The 19,700-nt window shown below is 72.4% G+C and carries 16 protein-coding genes; 6 read left to right on the plus strand and 10 right to left on the minus strand.

Going from position 1 to position 19,700, the window contains the following annotated elements; genetic code table 11:
• Positions 1–148: 148 nt before the first annotated feature.
• The 3 genes from lpdA to KBB57_RS08030 all read right to left on the minus strand — a co-directional run bounded on the left by lpdA (position 149) and on the right by KBB57_RS08030 (position 3,478).
• The gene (gene lpdA, locus KBB57_RS08020) at positions 149–1,543 is read right to left on the minus strand and encodes a dihydrolipoyl dehydrogenase (protein WP_290748465.1); all 1,395 of its coding nucleotides are present in this window, start codon (positions 1,541–1,543) and stop codon (positions 149–151) included.
• Positions 1,544–1,616: 73 nt separating this feature from the next.
• Positions 1,617–2,180, minus strand: coding sequence for a DUF924 family protein (locus KBB57_RS08025; RefSeq protein WP_290748468.1), 564 nt, complete (start codon positions 2,178–2,180; stop codon positions 1,617–1,619).
• 59 nt (positions 2,181–2,239) lie between these two features.
• A complete protein-coding gene (locus KBB57_RS08030; RefSeq protein ID WP_290748470.1) occupies positions 2,240–3,478 on the minus strand; it encodes an MFS transporter in 1,239 nt (412 codons plus the stop codon).
• Positions 3,479–3,499: 21 nt separating this feature from the next.
• Here KBB57_RS08030 and KBB57_RS08035 point away from each other — a divergent pair, with 21 nt between their 5' ends.
• Positions 3,500–3,631: a hypothetical protein gene (locus KBB57_RS08035; RefSeq protein ID WP_290748472.1), complete on the plus strand. Its 132-nt coding sequence runs from the start codon at positions 3,500–3,502 to the stop codon at positions 3,629–3,631.
• Here the strand turns inward: KBB57_RS08035 and queA are convergent.
• Positions 3,615–4,664 (minus strand): tRNA preQ1(34) S-adenosylmethionine ribosyltransferase-isomerase QueA, encoded by a 1,050-nt coding sequence (queA, locus tag KBB57_RS08040; RefSeq protein WP_290748475.1) that lies wholly within the window; start codon positions 4,662–4,664, stop codon positions 3,615–3,617. The two genes, KBB57_RS08035 and queA, sit on opposite strands and share 17 nt — an antisense overlap.
• A 101-nt stretch (positions 4,665–4,765) precedes the next feature.
• Between queA and bcp the strand changes: the two genes are divergently transcribed.
• The 3 genes from bcp to KBB57_RS08055 all read left to right on the plus strand — a co-directional run bounded on the left by bcp (position 4,766) and on the right by KBB57_RS08055 (position 7,245).
• Positions 4,766–5,236 carry a thioredoxin-dependent thiol peroxidase gene (gene bcp, locus KBB57_RS08045; RefSeq protein WP_290748478.1) on the plus strand — a complete coding sequence of 157 codons (471 nt, stop codon included), beginning with the start codon at positions 4,766–4,768 and terminating at the stop codon, positions 5,234–5,236.
• Positions 5,237–5,420: 184 nt separating this feature from the next.
• Positions 5,421–6,737: a DUF5930 domain-containing protein gene (locus KBB57_RS08050; protein WP_290748480.1), complete on the plus strand. Its 1,317-nt coding sequence runs from the start codon at positions 5,421–5,423 to the stop codon at positions 6,735–6,737.
• The gene (locus KBB57_RS08055) at positions 6,727–7,245 is read left to right on the plus strand and encodes a polymer-forming cytoskeletal protein (RefSeq protein WP_290748481.1); all 519 of its coding nucleotides are present in this window, start codon (positions 6,727–6,729) and stop codon (positions 7,243–7,245) included. Before KBB57_RS08050 ends, KBB57_RS08055 begins: the two co-directional genes overlap by 11 nt.
• A gap of 312 nt (positions 7,246–7,557) precedes the next feature.
• Here KBB57_RS08055 and KBB57_RS08060 read toward each other — a convergent pair whose 3' ends face one another.
• From KBB57_RS08060 to KBB57_RS08075, 4 genes are all read right to left on the minus strand, one after another.
• Positions 7,558–8,352, minus strand: coding sequence for a DUF2189 domain-containing protein (locus tag KBB57_RS08060; protein WP_290748482.1), 795 nt, complete (start codon positions 8,350–8,352; stop codon positions 7,558–7,560).
• 96 nt (positions 8,353–8,448) lie between these two features.
• Positions 8,449–9,288 (minus strand): methyltransferase domain-containing protein, encoded by an 840-nt coding sequence (locus KBB57_RS08065; RefSeq protein ID WP_290748485.1) that lies wholly within the window; start codon positions 9,286–9,288, stop codon positions 8,449–8,451.
• Positions 9,289–9,489: 201 nt separating this feature from the next.
• A complete protein-coding gene (gene prfB / locus KBB57_RS08070; RefSeq protein WP_290748486.1) occupies positions 9,490–10,617 on the minus strand; it encodes a peptide chain release factor 2 in 1,128 nt (375 codons plus the stop codon).
• A 226-nt stretch (positions 10,618–10,843) separates the two neighbouring features.
• Entirely contained in the window at positions 10,844–13,393 is a 2,550-nt protein-coding gene (locus KBB57_RS08075) for a penicillin-binding protein 1A (RefSeq protein WP_290748489.1), read from the minus strand.
• A 587-nt stretch (positions 13,394–13,980) separates the two neighbouring features.
• Here KBB57_RS08075 and KBB57_RS08080 point away from each other — a divergent pair.
• Together KBB57_RS08080 and KBB57_RS08085 are read left to right on the plus strand one after the other, a co-directional pair.
• Positions 13,981–16,707: a ribonuclease E/G gene (locus KBB57_RS08080; RefSeq protein ID WP_290748492.1), complete on the plus strand. Its 2,727-nt coding sequence runs from the start codon at positions 13,981–13,983 to the stop codon at positions 16,705–16,707.
• Between the two features lie 58 nt (positions 16,708–16,765).
• Entirely contained in the window at positions 16,766–17,197 is a 432-nt protein-coding gene (locus tag KBB57_RS08085) for a hypothetical protein (RefSeq protein ID WP_290748494.1), read from the plus strand.
• Positions 17,198–17,682: 485 nt separating this feature from the next.
• Here KBB57_RS08085 and KBB57_RS08090 read toward each other — a convergent pair whose 3' ends face one another.
• Together KBB57_RS08090 and KBB57_RS08095 are read right to left on the minus strand one after the other, a co-directional pair.
• Positions 17,683–19,107, minus strand: coding sequence for an FAD-binding oxidoreductase (locus KBB57_RS08090; protein WP_290748497.1), 1,425 nt, complete (start codon positions 19,105–19,107; stop codon positions 17,683–17,685).
• Positions 19,095–19,700, minus strand: a complete 606-nt coding sequence (locus KBB57_RS08095; protein WP_290748499.1) for a GNAT family protein — start codon at positions 19,698–19,700, stop codon at positions 19,095–19,097. Before KBB57_RS08095 ends, KBB57_RS08090 begins: the two co-directional genes overlap by 13 nt.

A 19,700-nucleotide genomic window follows, 5' to 3' on the forward strand; every position in this document is an offset into this window, starting at 1 on the left:
GCATCCGGGCGGAGAGACGGCGCCGCTTGCGCAACGGCGAAGCGCGCCGCGGGCGGAACGGCGCAGCCCGCGCGACCTTGACGCGGCGCCAGGGTCCGCCCGGCGGCGGCGGCCGCAAGGCCGCCGACGACGGGTGGAGCTGCCGGCGTCAGAAGTGGATGGCGCGGCCGTAGGCGTCGAGGACGCTCTCGTGCATCATCTCCGACAGCGTCGGGTGCGGGAACACCGTCTCCATCAGCTCCGCCTCGGTGGTCTCCAGCGTGCGGGCCACCACGTAGCCCTGGATCAGCTCGGTCACCTCCGCGCCCACCATGTGCGCGCCGAGGAGCTCGCCGGTCTTCGCGTCGAACACCGTCTTGATCATCCCCTCCGGCTCGCCGAGCGCGATCGCCTTGCCGTTGCCGATGAACGGGAAGCGGCCGACCTTGACCTCGTAGCCCGCCTCCTTGGCCTTCGCCTCGGTCATCCCGACGCTCGCCACCTGCGGCTGGCAATAGGTGCAGCCGGCGATCGACGAGGGCTTCACCGGATGGGCGTGCCTGCCGGCGATCAGCTCGGCCACCATCACCCCCTCGTGGCTCGCCTTGTGCGCGAGCCACGGCGCGCCGGCGACGTCGCCGATCGCATAGAGCCCCTCGACGCCGGTGCGGCAGTACTCGTCCGTCACCACATGGGTGCGGTCGATCTTCACCCCCAGCGCCTCCAGCCCGAGGTTCTCGACGTTGCCGACGATGCCGACCGCGGAGATCACCGTGTCGAAATCGGCCGTCGTGGTCTTGCCGCCCTGCTCGATCGTCGCCGTCACCTTGTCGGCGCCGCGGTCGAGCTTCTTGACCGTCGCGCCCTCGAGGATCGTCATCTTCTGCTTGGCGAACTGCTTCTTGGCGAAGGCCGAGATCTCCTCGTCCTCGACCGGCAGGATGCGCGGCAGCACCTCGACCACCGTCGTCTCGGCCCCGAGCGTGTTGTAGAAGCTCGCGAACTCGATGCCGATCGCGCCCGAGCCGATCACCAGGAGCTTCTTCGGCTGGTGCGGCGGCACCAGCGCGTGGCGGTAGGACCAGACCCGCTTGCCGTCGGCCTCCAGGCCGGGCAGGTCGCGGGCGCGGGCGCCGGTGGCGAGGATGATGTTCTTCGCCGCGATCTCCTCGGTCCCCTTGTCGGTCTTGACCGTGATCTTGCCCTTGCCGGCGAGCGTGGCCTCGCCCATCACCACCGTGACCTTGTTCTTCTTCAGCAGGTGGCCCACGCCGCCGGCGAGCTGCTTCGCCACGCCGCGCGAGCGCTTCACCACCGCGTCGAGGTCGTAGCCGATGCCGTCGGCCTTGAGCCCGAACTCCTTGGCGCGGTGCATCAGGTGGTAGACCTCCGACGAGCGCAGGAGCGCCTTGGTCGGGATGCAGCCCCAGTTGAGGCAGATGCCGCCGAGGTTCTCGCGCTCGATCACCACCGTCGACAGGCCGAGCTGGGCCGCGCGGATCGCCGCGACGTAGCCTCCGGGCCCGGAGCCGATGACGGCGACGTCGTAGGTCTTGGCGGCCATGGGCGATTCCTCCATTGAGTCGTTGCGTCTCGTTAACCTATCGCCGGACCTGTCGCCAACCCGGCGATCGCAATCAGGAGACGGCGCGGACCGCCGCCTGGTAGCCGCCCTCGGCGAGCCAGTCGGCCTCGGCCCGCGACGAGCGCCGGCCGAGCGCCTCGTTGCGGAACGGGAATCGGCCGAAGCGGCGGATCACCTCGCGATGCGCGCGGGCGTGCAGCACGTCGAGGTCGGCCGCCCCGCCGAGCAGGCAGCGGCGCACTCCCTGCTCCTGGTCCTGCAGCGACTCGGAATGGATGAGCGGCAGGCGGATGAACTGGCGCGCGTCCGGCTCCAGCGCGGCGTCGAGGTTGCGGCCGAGCATCCACTTGGCGGTCGCCTGCGCCTGCGCGTCGGTGGCGTAGGAGAGCGCGCTGCCGCGGAACATGTTGCGCGGGAACTGGTCGAGCAGGATCACCAGCGCGAGGCCCGAGCGCGGCGCGATGATCCAGTCGCGCAGCGCCCCGTCGCGGGCCTTCTCCCAGAGCGCGAGGTAGCGGCTGCGGCAGGCCTCGTCGACCGCCCCGCCGCCGTTGTACCAGCCTTTGGCCCCGATCTCGTCGAACCAGAAGCGCAGGATGCCTTGCCAGTCGCGCACGCCCGATTCCCCCTTTGTTTTCCTCATTCTCGCCGAGCCAAGGGGAAAAAGAAAGCGGATCAGCGCGGCGGCGCGTCCGGCGACGACAGCGCCGCCTCGACGGCGACCGGGGTGGCCGTGGCGAGGACCGGCGCATAGGAGGAGGTCTGCGCCACCGTGGGCGCCGCGCGGCGGGTCATCCGCCAGGCCGCATAGGCCGCGATCAGCGCGAGGCAGCCGCCGACGACGGCGAAGAACGCGTCCGGCCCGAAGGCCGCCATCACCCAGCCGATCAGGATCGGGCCGATCGCCGCGCCGATTCCGTGGATGAAGAGGAGCCCGCCGGAGGCGGCGGCCATGTCGGAGGCGTCGAGGAAGTCGTTGGTGTAGGCGATGATCAGCGAATAGAGCGGGTTCGCCACCGCGCCGAGCACGAAGCCGATCGCCATGACGACGGCGACGTGGCCCGCGAGGAAGATGCCCGCGAAGGTGAGGGACGCGCCCGTCGCGGTCAGCCCCATGATCAGCAGGCGGCGGTCCATCCGGTCGGAGATCCAGCCGACCGGGAACTGGAAGACGAGGCCGCCGGTGTAGGTGAGCGCGACGAAGAGCGCGATCTGGTTGACGCTGAGGCCCTTCTCCGCGCCGAACACCGCCGACATCGAGAAGATGCCGGCGAAGACGCCGCCGAGCAGGAAGGTGCCGACGCAGCCGAGCGGCGAGATGGCGAAGAGCTGGCCGAGCGACATGCGCTTGCCGGCCTGGTAGGCGGGCGCGGCGACGGGCGTGAGCAGGATCGGCAGGAAGGCGACCGAGACCAGCACCGACATGACGATGAAGAGCGTATAGCCCGAGGCGTCGGCGAAGGTGACGAAGGCCTGCGCCGCGATGATCCCGACGATCTGGGTCAGCATGTAGAGCGACAGCGTCTGGCCGCGCGTCTCGTTGGTGGAGGCCGCGTTGATCCAGCTCTCGGCGACCACGTAGACGCCGGCGAAGCAGAAGCCGACGATCATGCGCATCAGCGTCCAGGCGAGCGGGTCGGGGATCGCCGGATAGAGCACGAAGACCGCCGAGATCATCGAGGCGAGCGCCGCGAAGACGCGCACGTGCCCGACGCGCCGGATCATTCGCGGGGCGCGGTAGGAGCCGGCGAGGAACCCGAGGAAGTAGCCGCTCATCACGTAGGACATCGTCTCGGCGTCGTAGCCCTCGAGCGAGCCGCGGATGCCGAGCACCGTCGCCTGCAGGCCGTTGCCGAGCAGGAGCAGCAGCATGCCGAGGAGGAGGGCCCAGGACTGCTTCAGGACGGCGCGCATGGCGGCTCCCCGTGTTCACGATTGCGGCCGAGCCTGGCGGCCGGCCGGCTGCATGTCGAGACCGCGACGATCGAGGGCGTCGGCCATGGCGGCCCGATCCAGGCCGGCGACGCCTTCGGCAAGCTGGCGCTCGGCTTCATCGACGCAAGGTAGCGCCCTCCGGCAGCAGGAGCGAGCTGTCGCCGTAGGAGAAGAAGCGATAGCCCTCCGCGATGGCGTGGGCGTAGATGCGCCGGATGCGGTCGAGGCCCATCAGCGCCGCGACGAGCATCAGGAGCGTCGAGCGCGGCAGGTGGAAGTTGGTCATCAGCCCGTCCACGGCGCGGAAGCGGTGGCCGGGGCGGATGAAGATGTCTGTCTCGCCGCGCCAGGGCGCGAGGCCGCCGCGCGCGGCGGCGGTCTCCAGCACGCGCAGCGCGGTGGTGCCGACCGGGATGACCCGGCCGCCGGCGGCTCGGGCGGCGCGGACCGCCTCGACGGCGGCGGCGTCGATCTCGCCCCATTCGGCGTGCATCCGGTGGCTGGCGAGATCCTTCACCGGCAGGAAGGTCCCTGCCCCGACATGCAGCGTGACCCGCGCCGTGGCGACGCCGGCGGCGGCGAGCGCGGCGAGAAGCGGCGCGTCGAGGTGCAGCGCCGCGGTCGGGGCGGCGACGGCGCCCGGGCGGGCGGCGAAGACGGTCTGGTAATCCTCGCGGTCGGCGGCGTCGGCCTTGCGGCGCGCGGCGATGTAGGGCGGCAGCGGCGTCTCGCCCGCGGCGTCGAGCGCGGCGGCGAAGGCCTCGCCGGCGCGGTCGAAGCGCAGCCGCACCTCGGCGCCCTCCTTGTCGACGACCTCCGCCGACAGGGCCCCGAAGTCGATCCGGTCGCCCGCCGCGAGCCGCTTGCCCGGCCGGGCCAGCGCCCGCCACACCGGCCCGCCGTCGCCCTGCACCAGCGTGACCTCGATCCGCGCCCCTGCCCCGCCCGCGCGCGGCCTTGTGCCGGTCAGCCGGGCGGGAATCACCTTCGTGTCGTTCAGCACCAGCAGGTCGCCCGGGGCGAGCCACGCCGGCAGCCGCGCCACGGTGGAATCGGCGATGCCGTCGCCCGCGGCGACCAGCAGCCGCGACGCCGGCCGCGGGCGGGCCGGTCGGAGCGCGATAAGCTCCTCCGGCAACGTGAAGTCGTAGTCCTCGAGGCGCATGGCGGGCCCGTATAGTCGCGCCGGCCGCCGCCCACAATCGAGGCTTGACCGGCCGCCGCCGCCAGTGTCACGCCTGCGGACCGGCATTCCAGGAGGTTCCCATGTCGACCGAGCTCGCCCCCGGAGAGACCGCGCCCGGCTTCCGCCTGCCCCGCGACGGCGGCGGCGAGGTGGCGCTGTCGGACCTCGCGGGGAAGAAGGTCGTGCTCTACTTCTACCCCAAGGACGACACCTCCGGCTGCACGCTGGAGGCGGTGGAATTCTCGGCCAGGGCGGCGGAATTCGACGCCGCGGGCGTCGCCGTCCTCGGCGTCTCCAAGGACAGCGTCCGCAGCCACGACAAGTTCCGCGACAAGCACGCCCTCGGCGTGATCCTCCTCTCCGACGAGGGCTCGGACGTCTCCGAGCGCTACGGCGTGTGGGGCGAGAAATCCATGTATGGCAGGAAATACATGGGGATAGAGCGCGCGACCTTCCTGATCGACGCCTCGGGCCGGCTCGCCCGCATCTGGCGCAAGGTCAAGGTCCCGGGCCATGTCGAGGAGGTCCTCGCGGCGGCGAAAGCCCTCTGACCGACCCGCCGCTCGCCCCCCGGGTGAGCAGATATCCGCCGACCGAACGCCCCCGCGGTCATTCTCCGCCCCGTCGCATTGCCTTGCCCGGAAGCCGTCCATATGAGTCCCCGCGGCGTCCGAGGGGGGCCAAGCGGAGCGCAACCACCGGGCAGGCGGACGAATGGCGGGACGAGGTCGAGGGATGAAGGGAGCCGTCTCCGCGGCGTTTCCGGAGCGGCGGGTCTTCATCCACACCGACCAGGGCGCCCGCTATCTGCGGCTCTCCACCACCGTCCAGGCCCTTCTCGTCCTCGTCGGCCTCGCGCTCGCCGGCTGGCTCGTCGCCGCCACCGCCGACTTCGCCGTCGACCGCATCGCCGCGGACGGCGAGGCCGATCCGCAGGTGGCGCTGGGCGAGGCCTACCGCGCCCGGCTCGACGCGCTGATCGCCGAGCGCGACGCCCGCGCCGTCGACGCGCTCGCCGCGCAGAAGCGCTTCCAGACCGCCATGGACCAGATCGCCCGCCAGCAGGCCGCGATCATGGAGGCGCTCGAGGGCCGCCGCGAGCTCGAGAGCGCGCTCGACGTCACCCGCGCCCGCCTGCGCGACACCATCGAGGAGCGCGACGCCGCCGTCGCCGAGGCGGCCCAGGTCGCCGCCGAGGCCGAGGCCGCCCGCCTCGCCGCCGCCGGCGGACCCTCGCCGGCCGACCTCGTCGCGACGCTCCAGGCGGTGACCGGCAAGCTCGCCGACGTGGTCGAGGACCGCGACGCCGCCGTCGCCGAGCGCGCCGCGCTGACCGGCGAGCTCGCCTCGGCGGAGCTCGACCTCCGCCTCGCCAACCGCCGCCAGGACGAGATGATCGGCGAGCTGCGCGACGCCGTCGCCACCTCGAGCGGCACGCTCGAGAAGGCGCTCTCCGAGGCCGGGCTCGACGTCGACAGCACGCTCGCCGCCACCCGCATGGCCTATTCCGGCCAGGGCGGCCCGCTGGTGCCGATCGGCGTCTCCAGCCGCTCCGCCCCGGGCGACGACCCCAACGCCAGCCGCTTCGACGAGCTGATGGTCGACGTCGACCGCATGAACCTGCTGCGCATCGCGCTCGGCAAGGTGCCCTACGCCATGCCGGTCAAGGACGCCTACCGCTTCACCTCGGGCTTCGGCTACCGCAGCGACCCCAAGGGCCGCGGCCGCCGGATGCACGCCGGCGTCGACTTCGCCGCGCCGCAGGGGACGCCGATCTACGCCGCCGCCGACGGCGTGGTGGTCGGCGCCGAGCGCGAATCGGGCTACGGCAACGTCGTGCGCATCCGCCACGAGTTCGGCTTCGAGACCCTCTACGCCCACCAGAGCCGCATCCTCGTGAAGCCCGGACAACGGATCTCGCGCGGTGACCACATTGGTGATATGGGACGCACGGGGCGCGTGACTGGGGTCCACCTCCACTACGAGGTGCACCTGAACGGCCGCGCCGTGAACCCTATGACCTATGTGGAGGCCGCCCGGGATGTTTTCTAAGAGCCGCACGCCGGACGTCGTTCCGCAGCCAGCCTCGACCCAGCCGCCGGGCCTCGCGGAAGCGCCGTCCGAGCCGCGGGCGAGCTTCGCGCCGAGCGCCCCCAAGGCGAAGCCGGCCGCCTCGGTGCTGTCCTCCGACCTCACGATCAGCGGCAACATCCGCTCGAGCGGCGACATCCAGATCGAGGGCAACGTCGAGGGCGACGTGCGCTCGCAGGTGGTGATCGTCGGCGAGAGCGCGACGGTCCAGGGCGAGATCGTCGCCGACGAGGTGGTGGTCCACGGCCGGGTGGTCGGCCGGCTGCGCGGCATCAAGATCCGCCTGACCTCGACGGCGCGGGTCGAGGGCGACATCGTCCACAAGACGATCGCGATCGAGAACGGCGCGCATTTCGAGGGCTCGGTGCAGCGCCAGGACGACCCGACCGGCCAGCAGGGCCAGCCCGCCCGCATCGCCGGCCCGTCGTCGTCGCGCCCCCTGCCCGCTCCCGCCGAAGCGACCTCCTGACACGGGCTCCGGCTTCCGGTTCCGAAGGGCTCCGGCCTCTCCGGGTTTCCCGGGAGGCCAGGTCGGCCCCGCGACGGCGCTTACCGGGAGACATGTCTCCCGGCCCGACGCGGAGCGGCCGGGGCGGGGACGGCGGAACCTCCAAGTGAGTCGAACGGCGCCGCGAAATGCGCCGGCGCGCGCCGGCGATCTCCGCCCCTCCCCGGAGCTGCCGATCGACCGAAGCGGGCTCGCCCCGCGCGGCTCCGCGCAACAGGCGAAGGCGCCGCTTTCGACCCGGGTTCTCCTCCGCCGTAGCGGCGCGTCCCGCCCTCACCCGTGCGGCAAGGGCGCGATCACCCGCCGGTAGAGATGCCACGTCGCGTGCCCCAGCACCGGAAGCGCGACCAGCAGCCCGAGGAAGAACGGGACCATCGCCGCCGCGAGCGAGACGGCGATGACCAGCGCCCAGGTCAGCATCGGCAGCGGGTTCCTCTTCACCGCCTCGACGCTCGTCGCCATGGCGGTGACGAAGTCCACCTCGCGGTCGAGCAGGAGCGGCAGCGACACCGCGGTCACCGAGAACAGCGCCAGCGCGATCGCGCCGCCGACCAGCGTGCCGACGACCAGCATCCCGAGGCCGGCGCCGGTGGTGAACAGGATGTCTATGTCGGAATAGACCGCGAAGCGCATCCGCCCGAGGAAGATCGCCAGAATCAGCCGGGCGAACCACATCCAGATCAGGAACCCCGCCAGCATGACGAAGGCCATCATCGGCATCTGCCGGTTTCGCTCGGCCCAGATCACCCCGAGCACGCCGGCCCAGTCGAGCGGCTCGCCCGCCTCGCGGCGGCGGCTCACCTCGTAGAGGCCGATGGCGAGGAAGGGCCCGATCAGCGGGAAGGCGAGCGCCAGCGGCACGATCCAGAGCGGCTGCTCCAGGCGCCAGAGCTCGAGGAAGATCGCGATGCCGCAGAGCGCGTAGACCGCGCCGAAGAACAGCCCGAACTGCGGCGCGGCGCGGAAGTCGAGCCAGCCGGCATGGAGCGACTCGTAGACGTCGTCCTTGGTGATCGGCCGTACCAGCGGCCTCGGCGCGCCCGTCGTCGGCGTGGCGGTCGTGGTCATCCGGTTCTCTCCCATCTGCGGCGTCGCGGGCGCAAGGTAGGCCGCCGCTTCGCGGCCGGCCTTACTCTAGATCAAGCCGCGTCGCGGGAAAACCGGTCAGGCCCGGGCCTCGATCAGCCAGATGCGGCCGCCCATGCGCACCCAGCCGTCGCGGACGCAGGGAGCGAAGACGGCGCGGAGCGCCGCGCCGACGCGCGCGACCGCCGCCGGGTCCTCGTCGGCGAGGCGGCGGGCGACCACGCCGATGCGCTGGGTGACCGCCCAGGCGCGCTCGACCGGGTCGGGGTCGTCGCCGGCCCCGATGGTCATGCTCACGTCGCGGCCCTCCCAGCCGACGTCGCGGAAGCCCGCGGCCGCGAGGGCCGCCTCGAAGACCGCCGGATCGCCCCAGGAGAACGGCCCGCCGGGCGGCGGGTTGGCGACGGGGGCCGCCGGCCCGAGCGTCGCCTCGACGACGGCCATCGGCGTGCTCGCCCAGGGGTTCCCGGCGAGCGGCGCGAAGGCCGACAGCGCGACGCGCGCCCCGGGGCGCAGCCCGCGGCGCAGGTTGGCGAAGGCGGCGGCCGGGTCGGCGAAGAACATGCAGCCGTGGCGCGAGAACAGCGCGTCCGCGCGCCCCGGCGCAAAGGCGTGGCGCGCGGCGTCGGCGAGGATCACCTCGGCCTGCGGCAGCCCGGCCACGATCCGGCGCGCCTGCGCCGCCAGATCGCCCGAGACGTCGACGCCGAGGACATGCCCCTCGGGCCCGACCGCTTCGGCGATCGCCCGCGTCGTCGTGCCGGCCCCGCAGCCGAGGTCGATGATCCGCTCGCCCGGCCGCGCGTCGAGCCGCTCGAGGACGAGCGCCCCGATCTCCTGCATGTGCCGGTCGGTCGCCTCGTGCATCGCGGCCCAGACCCGGCCCACGTCGCCCGCCCAGGTCGGATCGCTCGCCATCGCCCGCCTCCCGCGCCACGTCGCCCGCCGCGGATCATACCCCCGGCGCGCCGCGGCGGCAGTCACGAATCCCTGCGACGGTCGCCGGGCGGGCAAACGTGCAATATCATGCATGATCGTGCAGGTTCGTGCATCCTCACACACGAAATCAATGACTTAGCCCCTGTTCACGCGTGGGCGCCCCGGGCGCGGGGCGGCGGATCAGTCCGCCGCCTGGGCCTCGGCGCGCGACTTCCCGGCGACCTGCCGGGCGAGCGCGCCGGCCATGAAGGCGTCGAGGTCGCCGTCGAGCACGCCCGCCGTGTCCGAGGTCTCGACGTTGGTCCGCAGGTCCTTGACCATCTGGTAGGGCTGCAGGACGTAGCTGCGGATCTGGTTCCCCCAGCCGGCGTCGCCCTTGGCCTCGTGCGCCGCGGTGATCGCCTCGTTCCGCTTGCGGAGCTCCATCTCGTAGAGCCGCGACTTCAGCGCCGCCATGGCGTTCGCCCGGTTCTGGTGCTGCGACTTCTCCGACGAGGTCACCACGATGCCGGTGGGGATATGGGTGATCCGCACCGCCGAGTCGGTGGTGTTGACGTGCTGCCCCCCGGCGCCGGACGAGCGGTAGGTGTCGATCCGGATGTCGTTCGGGGCGACCTCGATCTCGATGTTGTCGTCGACGACCGGATAGACCCAGACCGACGAGAACGAGGTATGCCGCCGCGCCGCGCTGTCGAAGGGCGAGATCCGCACCAGCCGGTGCACCCCGCTCTCGGTCTTCAGCCAGCCGTAGGCGTTCGGCCCGCTGATCTTGTAGGTCGCCGACTTGATCCCCGCGCCCTCGCCCGCGCTCTCCGACTGGAGCTCGACCTTGTAGCCATGCGCCTCCGCCCAGCGGACGTACATCCGGGCGAGCATCGCCGCCCAGTCGCAGCTCTCGGTGCCGCCGGCGCCGGCGTTCACCTCGAGGAAGGTGTCGTTGCCGTCCGCCTCGCCGTCGAGCAGCGCCTCGATCTCCTTCTGCGCCGCCCGCTCGCGCAGGGCCTTCAGCGCCGCCTCGGCGTCGGCGACCACCGCGGCGTCGCCCTCCGCCTCGCCGAGCTCGATCAGCTCGACATGGTCGGCGAGATCCTGCGCGAGGCCGCGATAGCCCGCGACCGCGTCGGCCAGCGTCTGGCGGTCGCGCATCAGCTTCTGCGCCCGGGCCGGATCGTCCCAGAGCTTCGGGTCCTCGGTCATCGCGTCGAGCTCCTCGAGGCGATGCGGCGCGGTCTCCCAGTCCAGCCGCTGGCGCAGCAGCGCGAGCGACTTCTCGATCTCTTCGACCAGACGTTCGGTCTCGGCGCGCATGGGTCGGTCCTCCGGAGCGGCGCCGGTTCTAGCCCCGGCGACCCTGGGGGTAAAGGCCCGCCGCCGCGCGTCGCCCGCGGCCCCGGACCAGGCCCCGGCGCCGCTCTCCCCACCTCGCAGCGCGCCGCGGGCGGAACGGCGCAGCCGGCGCGACCTCGACGCGGCGCCAGGGTCCGGCGGACGGCGGCGGCCGCAGGCCGGCGGCGGCCGGCGGAAGCGGGTCGGCTCAGTAGAGGCCGCCGGACGAGAGCGCGCCGCGCTTGGGGTTCTTCGGCAGCGCGCGGGTGGCGCCGCGGACCTGGACGCGCTCGATCTCGGTGGCGGCGCTCTCGCCCTCGGCGAAGAGCGGCACGTCCTCGCCCATGCGCCAGCCGCCGTCGACGGTCTGGGCATAGGCGCCGACCGCCACGCGCTCCTGGCCGTCGCGGACGTACTCGGCCTGCACGCCGGCGCCGGAGGCGTCGTCCGACAGGCGCTGGCCGGAGCGGCGGTCGACCTTGATCCAGTAGCCGCCCGGCGGGGCGTCCCACTTCACCGGGCCCTGCCCCGCCATCGCGGTCTCGATGAACTCCTTGAAGATCGGCGCGCAGAGCGTGCCGCCGAAGGCGCTGTCGCCGAGCGAGCGCGGGTTGTCGTAGCCCATGAAGCAGCCCGCGGCGATCCGCGGCGAATAGCCGATGAACCAGACGTCCTTGGCGTCGTTGGTGGTGCCGGTCTTGCCGGCGAGGTTGAGGTTGAGCTTGCCGACGGTGTTCGCGCCGGTGCCGCGGGCCACGGCGCCCTGGAGCATCGAGGTGATCTGGAACGCGGTGATCGGATCCATGATCCGCTCGGCGTTCGCCCGCACGATCGGCTGGGTCGCCGCCGAGATGTCCGGCGCGGCGCAGTCCTCGCAGGGCCGCGTGTCGTGGCGGTAGATGGTGCGGCCGTAGCGGTCCTGCACCCGGTCGACCAGCGTCGGCTCGACCCGCAGCCCGCCATTGGCGAACATCGCATAGGCGGCGACCATGTCGAAGAGCGTCGTCTCGCCGGCGCCCAGCGAATAGCTCAGGAGCTGCGGCATGTCGTGGTAGACGCCGAACCGCTCGGCGTATTCCGCGACGACGTCCATGCCGACCTGCTGGGCGATGCGCACCGTCATCAGGTTGCGCGACTGCTCCAGCCCGGTGCGCATCGGCGTCGGCCCGTAGAACTTCTCGTTGGAGTTCTGCGGCCGCCAGATCTCGCCGCCGGACAGCACCTCGATCGGCGCGTCGACGACGATCGTCGCCGGCGAGAAGCCGTTGTCGAGCGCCGCGGCGTAGACGAAGGGCTTGAACGACGAGCCCGGCTGCCGCAGCGCCTGGGTGGCGCGGTTGAACACGCTCGACTGGTAGGAGAAGCCGCCCTGCATCGCGAGGACGCGGCCGGTCCGGGTGTCCATCGCCATGAAGCCGCCCTGGATCTCGGGCACCTGGCGGTAGGACCAGCGCTTGCCGTCGCCGTCCTCGATCTCCTTGACGAGGATGACGTCGCCGACGTCGAACGTGTCGTCCGGCCCGCGCGACTCGCGGAAGCGCACCCCGTCGCGCAGCCGCGCCCATTTCACGTCGGCGAAGGGCAGGAAATGCCCGTCCTCGTCCTCGGGCACGTCCTCGATCCCGATGCGGACCGAGCTCTCGCCGATCGAGAGCACCACCGCCGGCGACCAGCCCTCGATGTCGCGCGGGACCTGGGTCTCGGAGAGCGACCGGCGCCAGCTCGCCTCGTCGGTCGGGTCGAAGCCCTCGGGCGCCACCTTGCCGGCCGGGCCGCGGTAGACGCGCCGGTCGCGGTCGAACTTCTCCAGCCCGTCGCGCAGCGCCTTCGCGGCCACGGCCTGGAGGTCGGGATCGACGGTGGCGCGGATGGTCAGGCCGCCGGTGAAGAGCTCCTCGTCGCCGAGCGAGGCGGAGAGCTGGCGGCGGATCTCGTCGGTGAAATAGTCCCGTGGCGGCAGCGCCCGGCGCGCCGAGGCGATGGCGCCGCCCTGCACGGTGACGAGGTCCTCGGCCTTGGCCGCGTCGGCCTCGTCGCGCGTGACGTAGCCGTTGTCGGCCATCTGGTCGATGACGTAGTCCCGCCGCGCGATGGCGCGCTCCTTCTGGCGCACCGGATGCAGGTTCGACGGCTCCTTGGGCAGCGCGGCGAGATAGGCCATCTCCGCCAGCGTCAGCTCCTCGAGCGACTTGGCGAAATAGACCTGCGCCGCGGCGGTGACGCCGTAGGAGTTCTGCCCGAGGAAGATCTCGTTGAGATAGAGCTCGAGGATCTTGTCCTTGGTCAGCGTGTTCTCGAGCCGGGTGGCGAGGATGATCTCCTTGATCTTGCGCTCGCCGGAGCGATCGCCCGTCAGCAGGAAGTTCTTCATCACCTGCTGGGTGATCGTGGACGCGCCGCGCAGCCGGTCGCCCTGCGAGGCCTGCCAGATCGCCGCCGCGATGCCGACGGGGTCGAAGCCGTGATGGTGGTAGAAGTTCTTGTCCTCGGCCGAGATGAAGGCCTGCTTGATCCGGTCCGGGATCTCGTCGATCGGCGTGAAGATCCGGCGCTCGCGGGCGAACTCGTCCATGAGCCGGCCCTCGCCGGAATAGATGCGGCTGAGCGTCGCCGGCTCGTAGCGGGCGAGTTGGGCGTGGTCCGGCAGGTCGCGGCCGTAGATGTAGAACACCCCGGCCAGCACGCCGAGCGCCATGATCGAGCCGATGGCCAGCCAGCTGAACAGAAAGCCGAAGAACCGCAGGATGAAGCGCAGCACGATTCGAGCCTCAGGGAGTTTTCCGGCAATCTACAGACCGCGCGCCGAAAGGTCAAAAAACCATCCGCGAGCGACGGCCCGCCGGCGGCGATCCCCGCCGCATTTTGTGCGGGCGCGAAGGCCGCGGATCGCGGAAATTGCGGACGGCGCAGGGAAAATGCCCGATTTTTACCATAACCCGATTGTCATCGCCGGGGGATCACGACTATGTTGCGCGGATGGGCCGGGCGAAGGAAGCCCGACCCATAATCGTATTTGTCGCAGGCCCGCGGTATTTGGATGACACCAGAGACGGTTATCCGTGAACCCGGCACTTCGGCGACAGGCGCTTGCGCCAGACATGACCTCCGGGGCGCGCATCGGATCGTCCCGGGCCAGAACGGACGCCGCCTCCCGCGGGACGCGGGCGGGGCGTCGGAGTAGAACCGCGGTGGAACGCGCAGGACCAAGGTCGAACGCAACTCGGGGCCCGGAACGGCCGCGGGAGCGTTCGGGCGTCGGGCGCGCCCGCCCAATTCCAACTGAACGAACGCGCCCGGGGACGGCTCTCGCCGAGCCGCCGCCGAGGCGCGTCCACGAAAGACGCCATGAACAAGAAAATGCTGATCGACGCCACCCATGCGGAAGAAACCCGCGTGGTCGTGGTGGATGGAAACAAGGTTGAGGAGTTCGACTTCGAGTCGCTGAACAAGCGACAGCTCGCCGGGAACATCTACCTCGCCAAGGTGACGCGCGTCGAGCCGTCGCTCCAGGCGGCGTTCGTCGACTACGGCGGAAACCGGCACGGCTTCCTCGCCTTCTCGGAGATCCATCCCGACTATTACCAGATCCCCAAGGCGGACCGCGAGGCGCTCCTGCGCGAGGAGGCAGAGGCGGCGCGCGCCGAGGAGGAGGCGGTCGCCAAGCCGAAGTCGCGCAGCCGCTCGCGCGGCGGGCGCAAGGCGCTGGCCTCGACCGTCGAGGCGCCGGCCGTCCAGCTCTCGGACCCGGTCGAGGAGGCCGCGGAGGCGCCCGCGCCGGTCGTCGCCGAGTTCGACGACGCGCCGCCGCCCAACGCCGCCGCGGGCGAGGTCGAGATCGAGGTCGCCGAGGAGCCGGCCGAGGACGCCGGCGCGGCCGCGGACGAGTACGAGAGCGTCGGCGGCGACGACGTCGCCGAGGAGCGCGCCCAGCCGCGGGCGAAGCCGCGGATGCGGCGCTACAAGATCCAGGAGGTCGTCAAGGTCCGGCAGATCCTGCTCGTGCAGGTCGTCAAGGAGGAGCGCGGCAACAAGGGCGCGGCGCTGACCACCTATCTGTCGCTGGCGGGGCGCTACTGCGTCCTGATGCCGAACACCGCGCGGGGCGGCGGGATCTCCCGCAAGATCACCAATGCGGCCGACCGGAAGAAGCTGAAGGAGATCTCGTCGTCGATCACCGTGCCCGAGGGCGCGGGGCTGATCATCCGCACCGCCGGGGCGGCGCGGACCAAGACCGAGATCAAGCGCGACTACGAGTACCTGCTGCGGCAGTGGGAGCAGATCCGCGAGCTGACGCTGAAGTCGATCGCGCCGGCGCCGATCTACGAGGAGGGGAGCCTGATCAAGCGGGCGATCCGCGACCTCTACAACCGCGAGATGGACGAGGTTCTGGTCGACGGCGAGCGCGGCTATCGCGAGGCCAAGGACTACATGAAGATGCTCATGCCTTCGCACGCGAAGAACGTGAAGCACTACGCCGACGTCCTGCCGCTGTTCTCGCGGTTCCAGGTCGAGAGCTACCTCTCGGCGATGTTCAACCCGGTGGTGCAGCTCAAGTCGGGCGGCTACATCGTCATCGCCGTCACCGAGGCGCTGGTGGCGATCGACGTCAACTCCGGGCGGGCGACGCGGGAGGCCTCGATCGAGGACACCGCGCTCAAGACCAACCTCGAGGCCGCCGAGGAGGCGGCGCGGCAGATGCGGCTGCGCGACCTCGCCGGTCTGATCGTCATCGACTTCATCGACATGGAGGACCGCAAGAACAACGCGGCCGTCGAGAAGAAGCTCAAGGACAAGCTGAAGAGCGACCGGGCGCGCATCCAGCTCGGGCGGATCTCGGGCTTTGGCCTGCTGGAGATGAGCCGGCAGCGGCTGCGGCCGGGGATGATCGAGGCGACGACGAAGTCCTGCGCGCATTGCCACGGGACGGGACGGGTGCGCTCGGACGATTCGATGGCGCTCGCGCTGCTGCGCGAGGTCGAGGAGGAGGGCGTGCGGCAGCGCTCGAAGGAGGTGCTGATCGCCTGCCCGGTCGACATCGCCAACTATCTCCTCAACCAGAAGCGCGAGCATATCGCGATGATCGAGGGGCGGTTCGGCCTGTCGGTGCGGGTCGAGGGGGATCCGTCGCTGATCAGCCCGGATTACCGGCTCGAGCGGTTCAAGACGGCGTCGCGGATCGTGCCGGCGGCGCCGACGCTCAACCTTCCGAAGGTCGACTATCCGGAGGAGGACGAGATCGAGGTCGAGGCCGAGATCGAGGAGGCCGAGGAGACGGGCGGCGAGGACGCCGGGGCCGCGGCCGACGCCGGCGGGTCCGAGCAGCGCAACGGCAAGCGGCGGCGGCGGCGGCGGCGGCGCGGCGGGCGGGGCGAGGGCGAGAACGGCGCCGACCGCGCCGCCGAGGCCGCGCCGGAGGATGACGCCGAGGCGGTCGCCGCCGAGGAGGCGCCCGCGGAGGCCGCCGAGACGCCCGAGGCGGAGGTCGCGGCCGAGCCGCCGGCCCGCGGGCGGTCGCGCCGGCGGTCGCGGACGCGCGACGCCGAGCCGGCCGCGGAGGCCGCTCCGGCGGCGTCGCCGTTCGGCGAGGTGATCGATGCGGTCGAGCCGGAGTCGGAGATCGTCGAGGTGCCCGAGGCGGGCGCACCGCAGCGACGCGGCCGCGGCCGCCCGCGGGTCCGGGCCGCCGTCGCGGCGGTGATCGCGGCCGTGACGCCCGAGCCGGCGGCGTCGGCGGAAGCCGAAGCCGAGCCGGCGGCCGAGGCTGCGGCCGAGCCGGAGGCTGTCGCGGCGCCCGAGCCGGAGGCCGTCGCGGCGCCCGAGGCGGAGGCCGCTGCGCCCGAGCCGGAGGCGGCTGCTGAGCCGGAGGCGGCTGTTGAGCCGGAGGCGGCTGCTGAGCCGGAGCCGGAGATTGCTGCTGAGCCGGAGGCCGCCGACACGCCTGAACCGGGGGGTGCCGCCGAGGCGGCGGCTGCGCCGGAGGCGGAGCGGGAGAAGGTTGCGGCGGACGGGTCGGAGCCGGCGCCGGAAGGGCCGAAGCGTCGCGGCTGGTGGTCGCGCGCGATCGGCGGCTGATATCTGACGTGGCCGGCCCTGCGGGGCCGGCCGCAGCTTCCCCCCTTGGACGCTTGCCATGCGCCTTGCCCTCGCCGCCGCCCTGCTTCTCGCGATCCCGGCCCTCGCCGCCGAGACCGGGCCGGCGCCCGGGCCGGTGGACGGGCTCGCCGACATTCCGGTCGAGGACTGGACCGCGATGGCGTCCGGGCGGACGCTGACGTACACGATCGGCGGCGAGTTCTGGGCGATGGAGCATTACGAGCCCGGCTCGAACCGGGTGAGCCTGCAATTCTACGACGGGACCTGCCTGACCGGGACCTGGGACTACTCGGCGCCGCTCTACTGCTTCCACTGGGAGGGCGAGGGCACCTCCTGCTTCCGCCATGCGCGGCTGGGCGAGCAGATCCTGATCCTGGAGACCCGGGAGGGGGCCGAGACCGGCTCCATGCAGCTGATGTCCGGCGTGTCCGACGCGCCGCTTTCCTGCGGACCGCAGGCGATCAGCTGAGCTTCCGGCCCGCCGACAGGGGCGCCACGCACGGCGTGTTCACGCGTGAAAATCCCCTAAGCCATTGATTTCGTGTAATCGTGAACGAAACCTTGCCACGTTCGCCACGCTGCACGGCACTGAAGGCGAGACCCGGTCCGGGGAAGGGCGCGACGGCGACGACAGACGGATTTGACCCGTGGCAAATCCGTCCGCGCTCGCCCCCCCGAGGGCGAGCGCGATTCCGCGCCCGCCGGGGCGATCCCGGACGGATTGCGAGCGACGGGGAAATCTGGACCCCCGCCGGCCTCCGCGCCAACGCGCTCCGGCCGCCGGCGCGGCGAAAGCCGTGCTTTCGCTTGTCGCGCCGGGGCCTCGCGGGCAGAGCCCGCTTCGGTCGATCCACATCTCCCCGGCCTGGGCAGGGCAGGTTTGGTGTCGTGCAGTGCGCACGTTCGCCACGCTGCACGGCGGAGGCGGCGAGGGTCGGCCGACGCATGCGGGCCTCAGGCCGGGGGCAGGGCGGCGCCGGGGTTGAGGATGCCGAGGGGGTCGAGGGCGTCCTTGATGGCGCGCATCGCCCGGAGCTTGGCGGGGTCGGCGTAGCGGGTCATGTCGTCGAGCTTGATGCGGCCGACGCCGTGCTCGGCCGCCACCGAGCCGCCGAAGGCGTGGACGAGGTCGTGGACCGTGGCCTTCACCACGTCCTTCACGGCGTCGTAGTCCGCGCGCGGCCGGCCGCGGGCCGGGAAGACGTTGTAGTGCAGGTTGCCGTCGCCGAGATGGCCGAAGGCGTTGATCCGCATCCCCGGGTCGATCGCCGCCACCGCGGCGTCGGCGGCGGCGAGGAACTCCGGCAGGCGCGCCGGGGGGAGCGCGACGTCGTGGCTCGACACCGAGCCGATGAGCCGATTCGCCTCCGGGATGGTCTCGCGCACCGTCCAGAAGGCGCGGCGCTGCGCCTCGTTCTGCGCCACGAGGGCGTCGGTGGCGAGCCCCTCCTCGATCGCCGCCGCGAGCGCCTCCTCGAGCCGCGGGCCGACCGCGGCGCCGGGGCCGTCGGCGACCTCGACGAGGACGATCCAGTCCGAGGGGCTCGCCTGCGGGATCGCGACGTGCGGCACGGTCTCGCCGAGGAAGTCGATGCCGGCGCGGTGGATCAGCTCGAAGGCGGAGATCGCCTGCCCGAGCCGCGCCCGCATCAGCGCGAGGAGCGCCAGCGCCTCGGCCGGCCCCGGGACGGGCGCCCAGGCGGCGGCGGTCTCCGCGGGGAGCGGGTGCAGGCGCAGGCTCGCGCCGGTGATGACCGCGAGCGTGCCCTCCGAGCCGATGATCAGGTGGCGCAGGTCGTAGCCGAGGTTGTCCTTCAGCACGTGGGCGAGCCCGTGCATGACGCTGCCGTCGGCCATCACCGCCTCGATCCCGAGGCAGAGGTCGCGGGCGTTGCCGTAGCGCAGGACGCCGACCCCGCCGGCGTTGGCGGCGAGGAGGCCGCCGATGCGCGCCGAGCCCTCGGAGGCGAGCGAGAGCGGGAAGAGCCGCCCGGCGGCGCGGGCGGCGGCCTGCACGTCGGCGAGCACGCAGCCGGCGTCGACGATGGCGACGCCGCCGACGGGGTCGAGCTCGCGGATGCGGGTCATCCGCTCCAGCGACAGCAGGACCGGCAGCGGCCCCTCCATCGGGGTATGCCCGCCGACGAGGCCGGTGCCGCCACCGAAGGGGACGATTCCGACCCGCGCCTCGGCGCAGAGCGCCACGACGCGGGCGACCTCCGCGGTCGAGGCGGGCAGCGCCACGGCGGCGACGCGGCCGCGGCGGCGGCCGCGCGGCTCCTCGAGGTGGCGCGGCTCGGGCGGCCGGACGGCGCCCGCGCCGAGCGCGGATTCGAGCCGGGCAAGGAAGGCGGGGTGGGCGGGGTTCAGGTCGGCCATGACGCTGTCTCGGCGGCGCGGCCGCGGCGGTCGGCGCGCAGGTTGGCGTAGAGGACGTGGTCGCGCCAGCGCCCGGCGATCTGCAGGTATCCGGCGGCCACGCCCTCGTAGACGAAGCCGGAGCGCTCGAGGAGCCCGCGCGAGGCGACGTTCTCCGGCAGGCAGGCCGCCTCGATGCGGCCGAGGTCGAGCGCGTCGAAGGCATGGCGCACGGTGGCGGCGAGCGCCTCGGTCATGTAGCCCTGCCGGGCGAAGGGCGCGCCGATCCAGTAGCCGACCTGCGCCGACTGCGAGGGGCCGCGGCGGATGTTGTCGAGGGTGATGGCGCCGAGCAGCCGCGCGTCGGAGCGGCGGACGAGGAAGAGCGCCAGCGCCCTGCCCTCGTCGCGGGCGCGCTGCGCCCAGTAGACGCGGCTGCGGAAGGCCTTGCGGCTGAGGTGGTCGGGGGCCCAGGCCGGCTCCCAGGGGCGCAGGAAGCCCTCGCCGTCGCGGCGCAGGGTGGCCCAGGGCGCGTGGTCGATCATCTCCGGAAGGCGCAAGGTGAGACGGGGGGTCTCGATCGCGAGGCTGGCCTGGCGCCGGAAGGTCAGCAC

Origin of the sequence: Amaricoccus sp. (assembly GCF_017993425.1) — a bacterium.
GTDB lineage: Bacteria > Pseudomonadota > Alphaproteobacteria > Rhodobacterales > Rhodobacteraceae > Amaricoccus.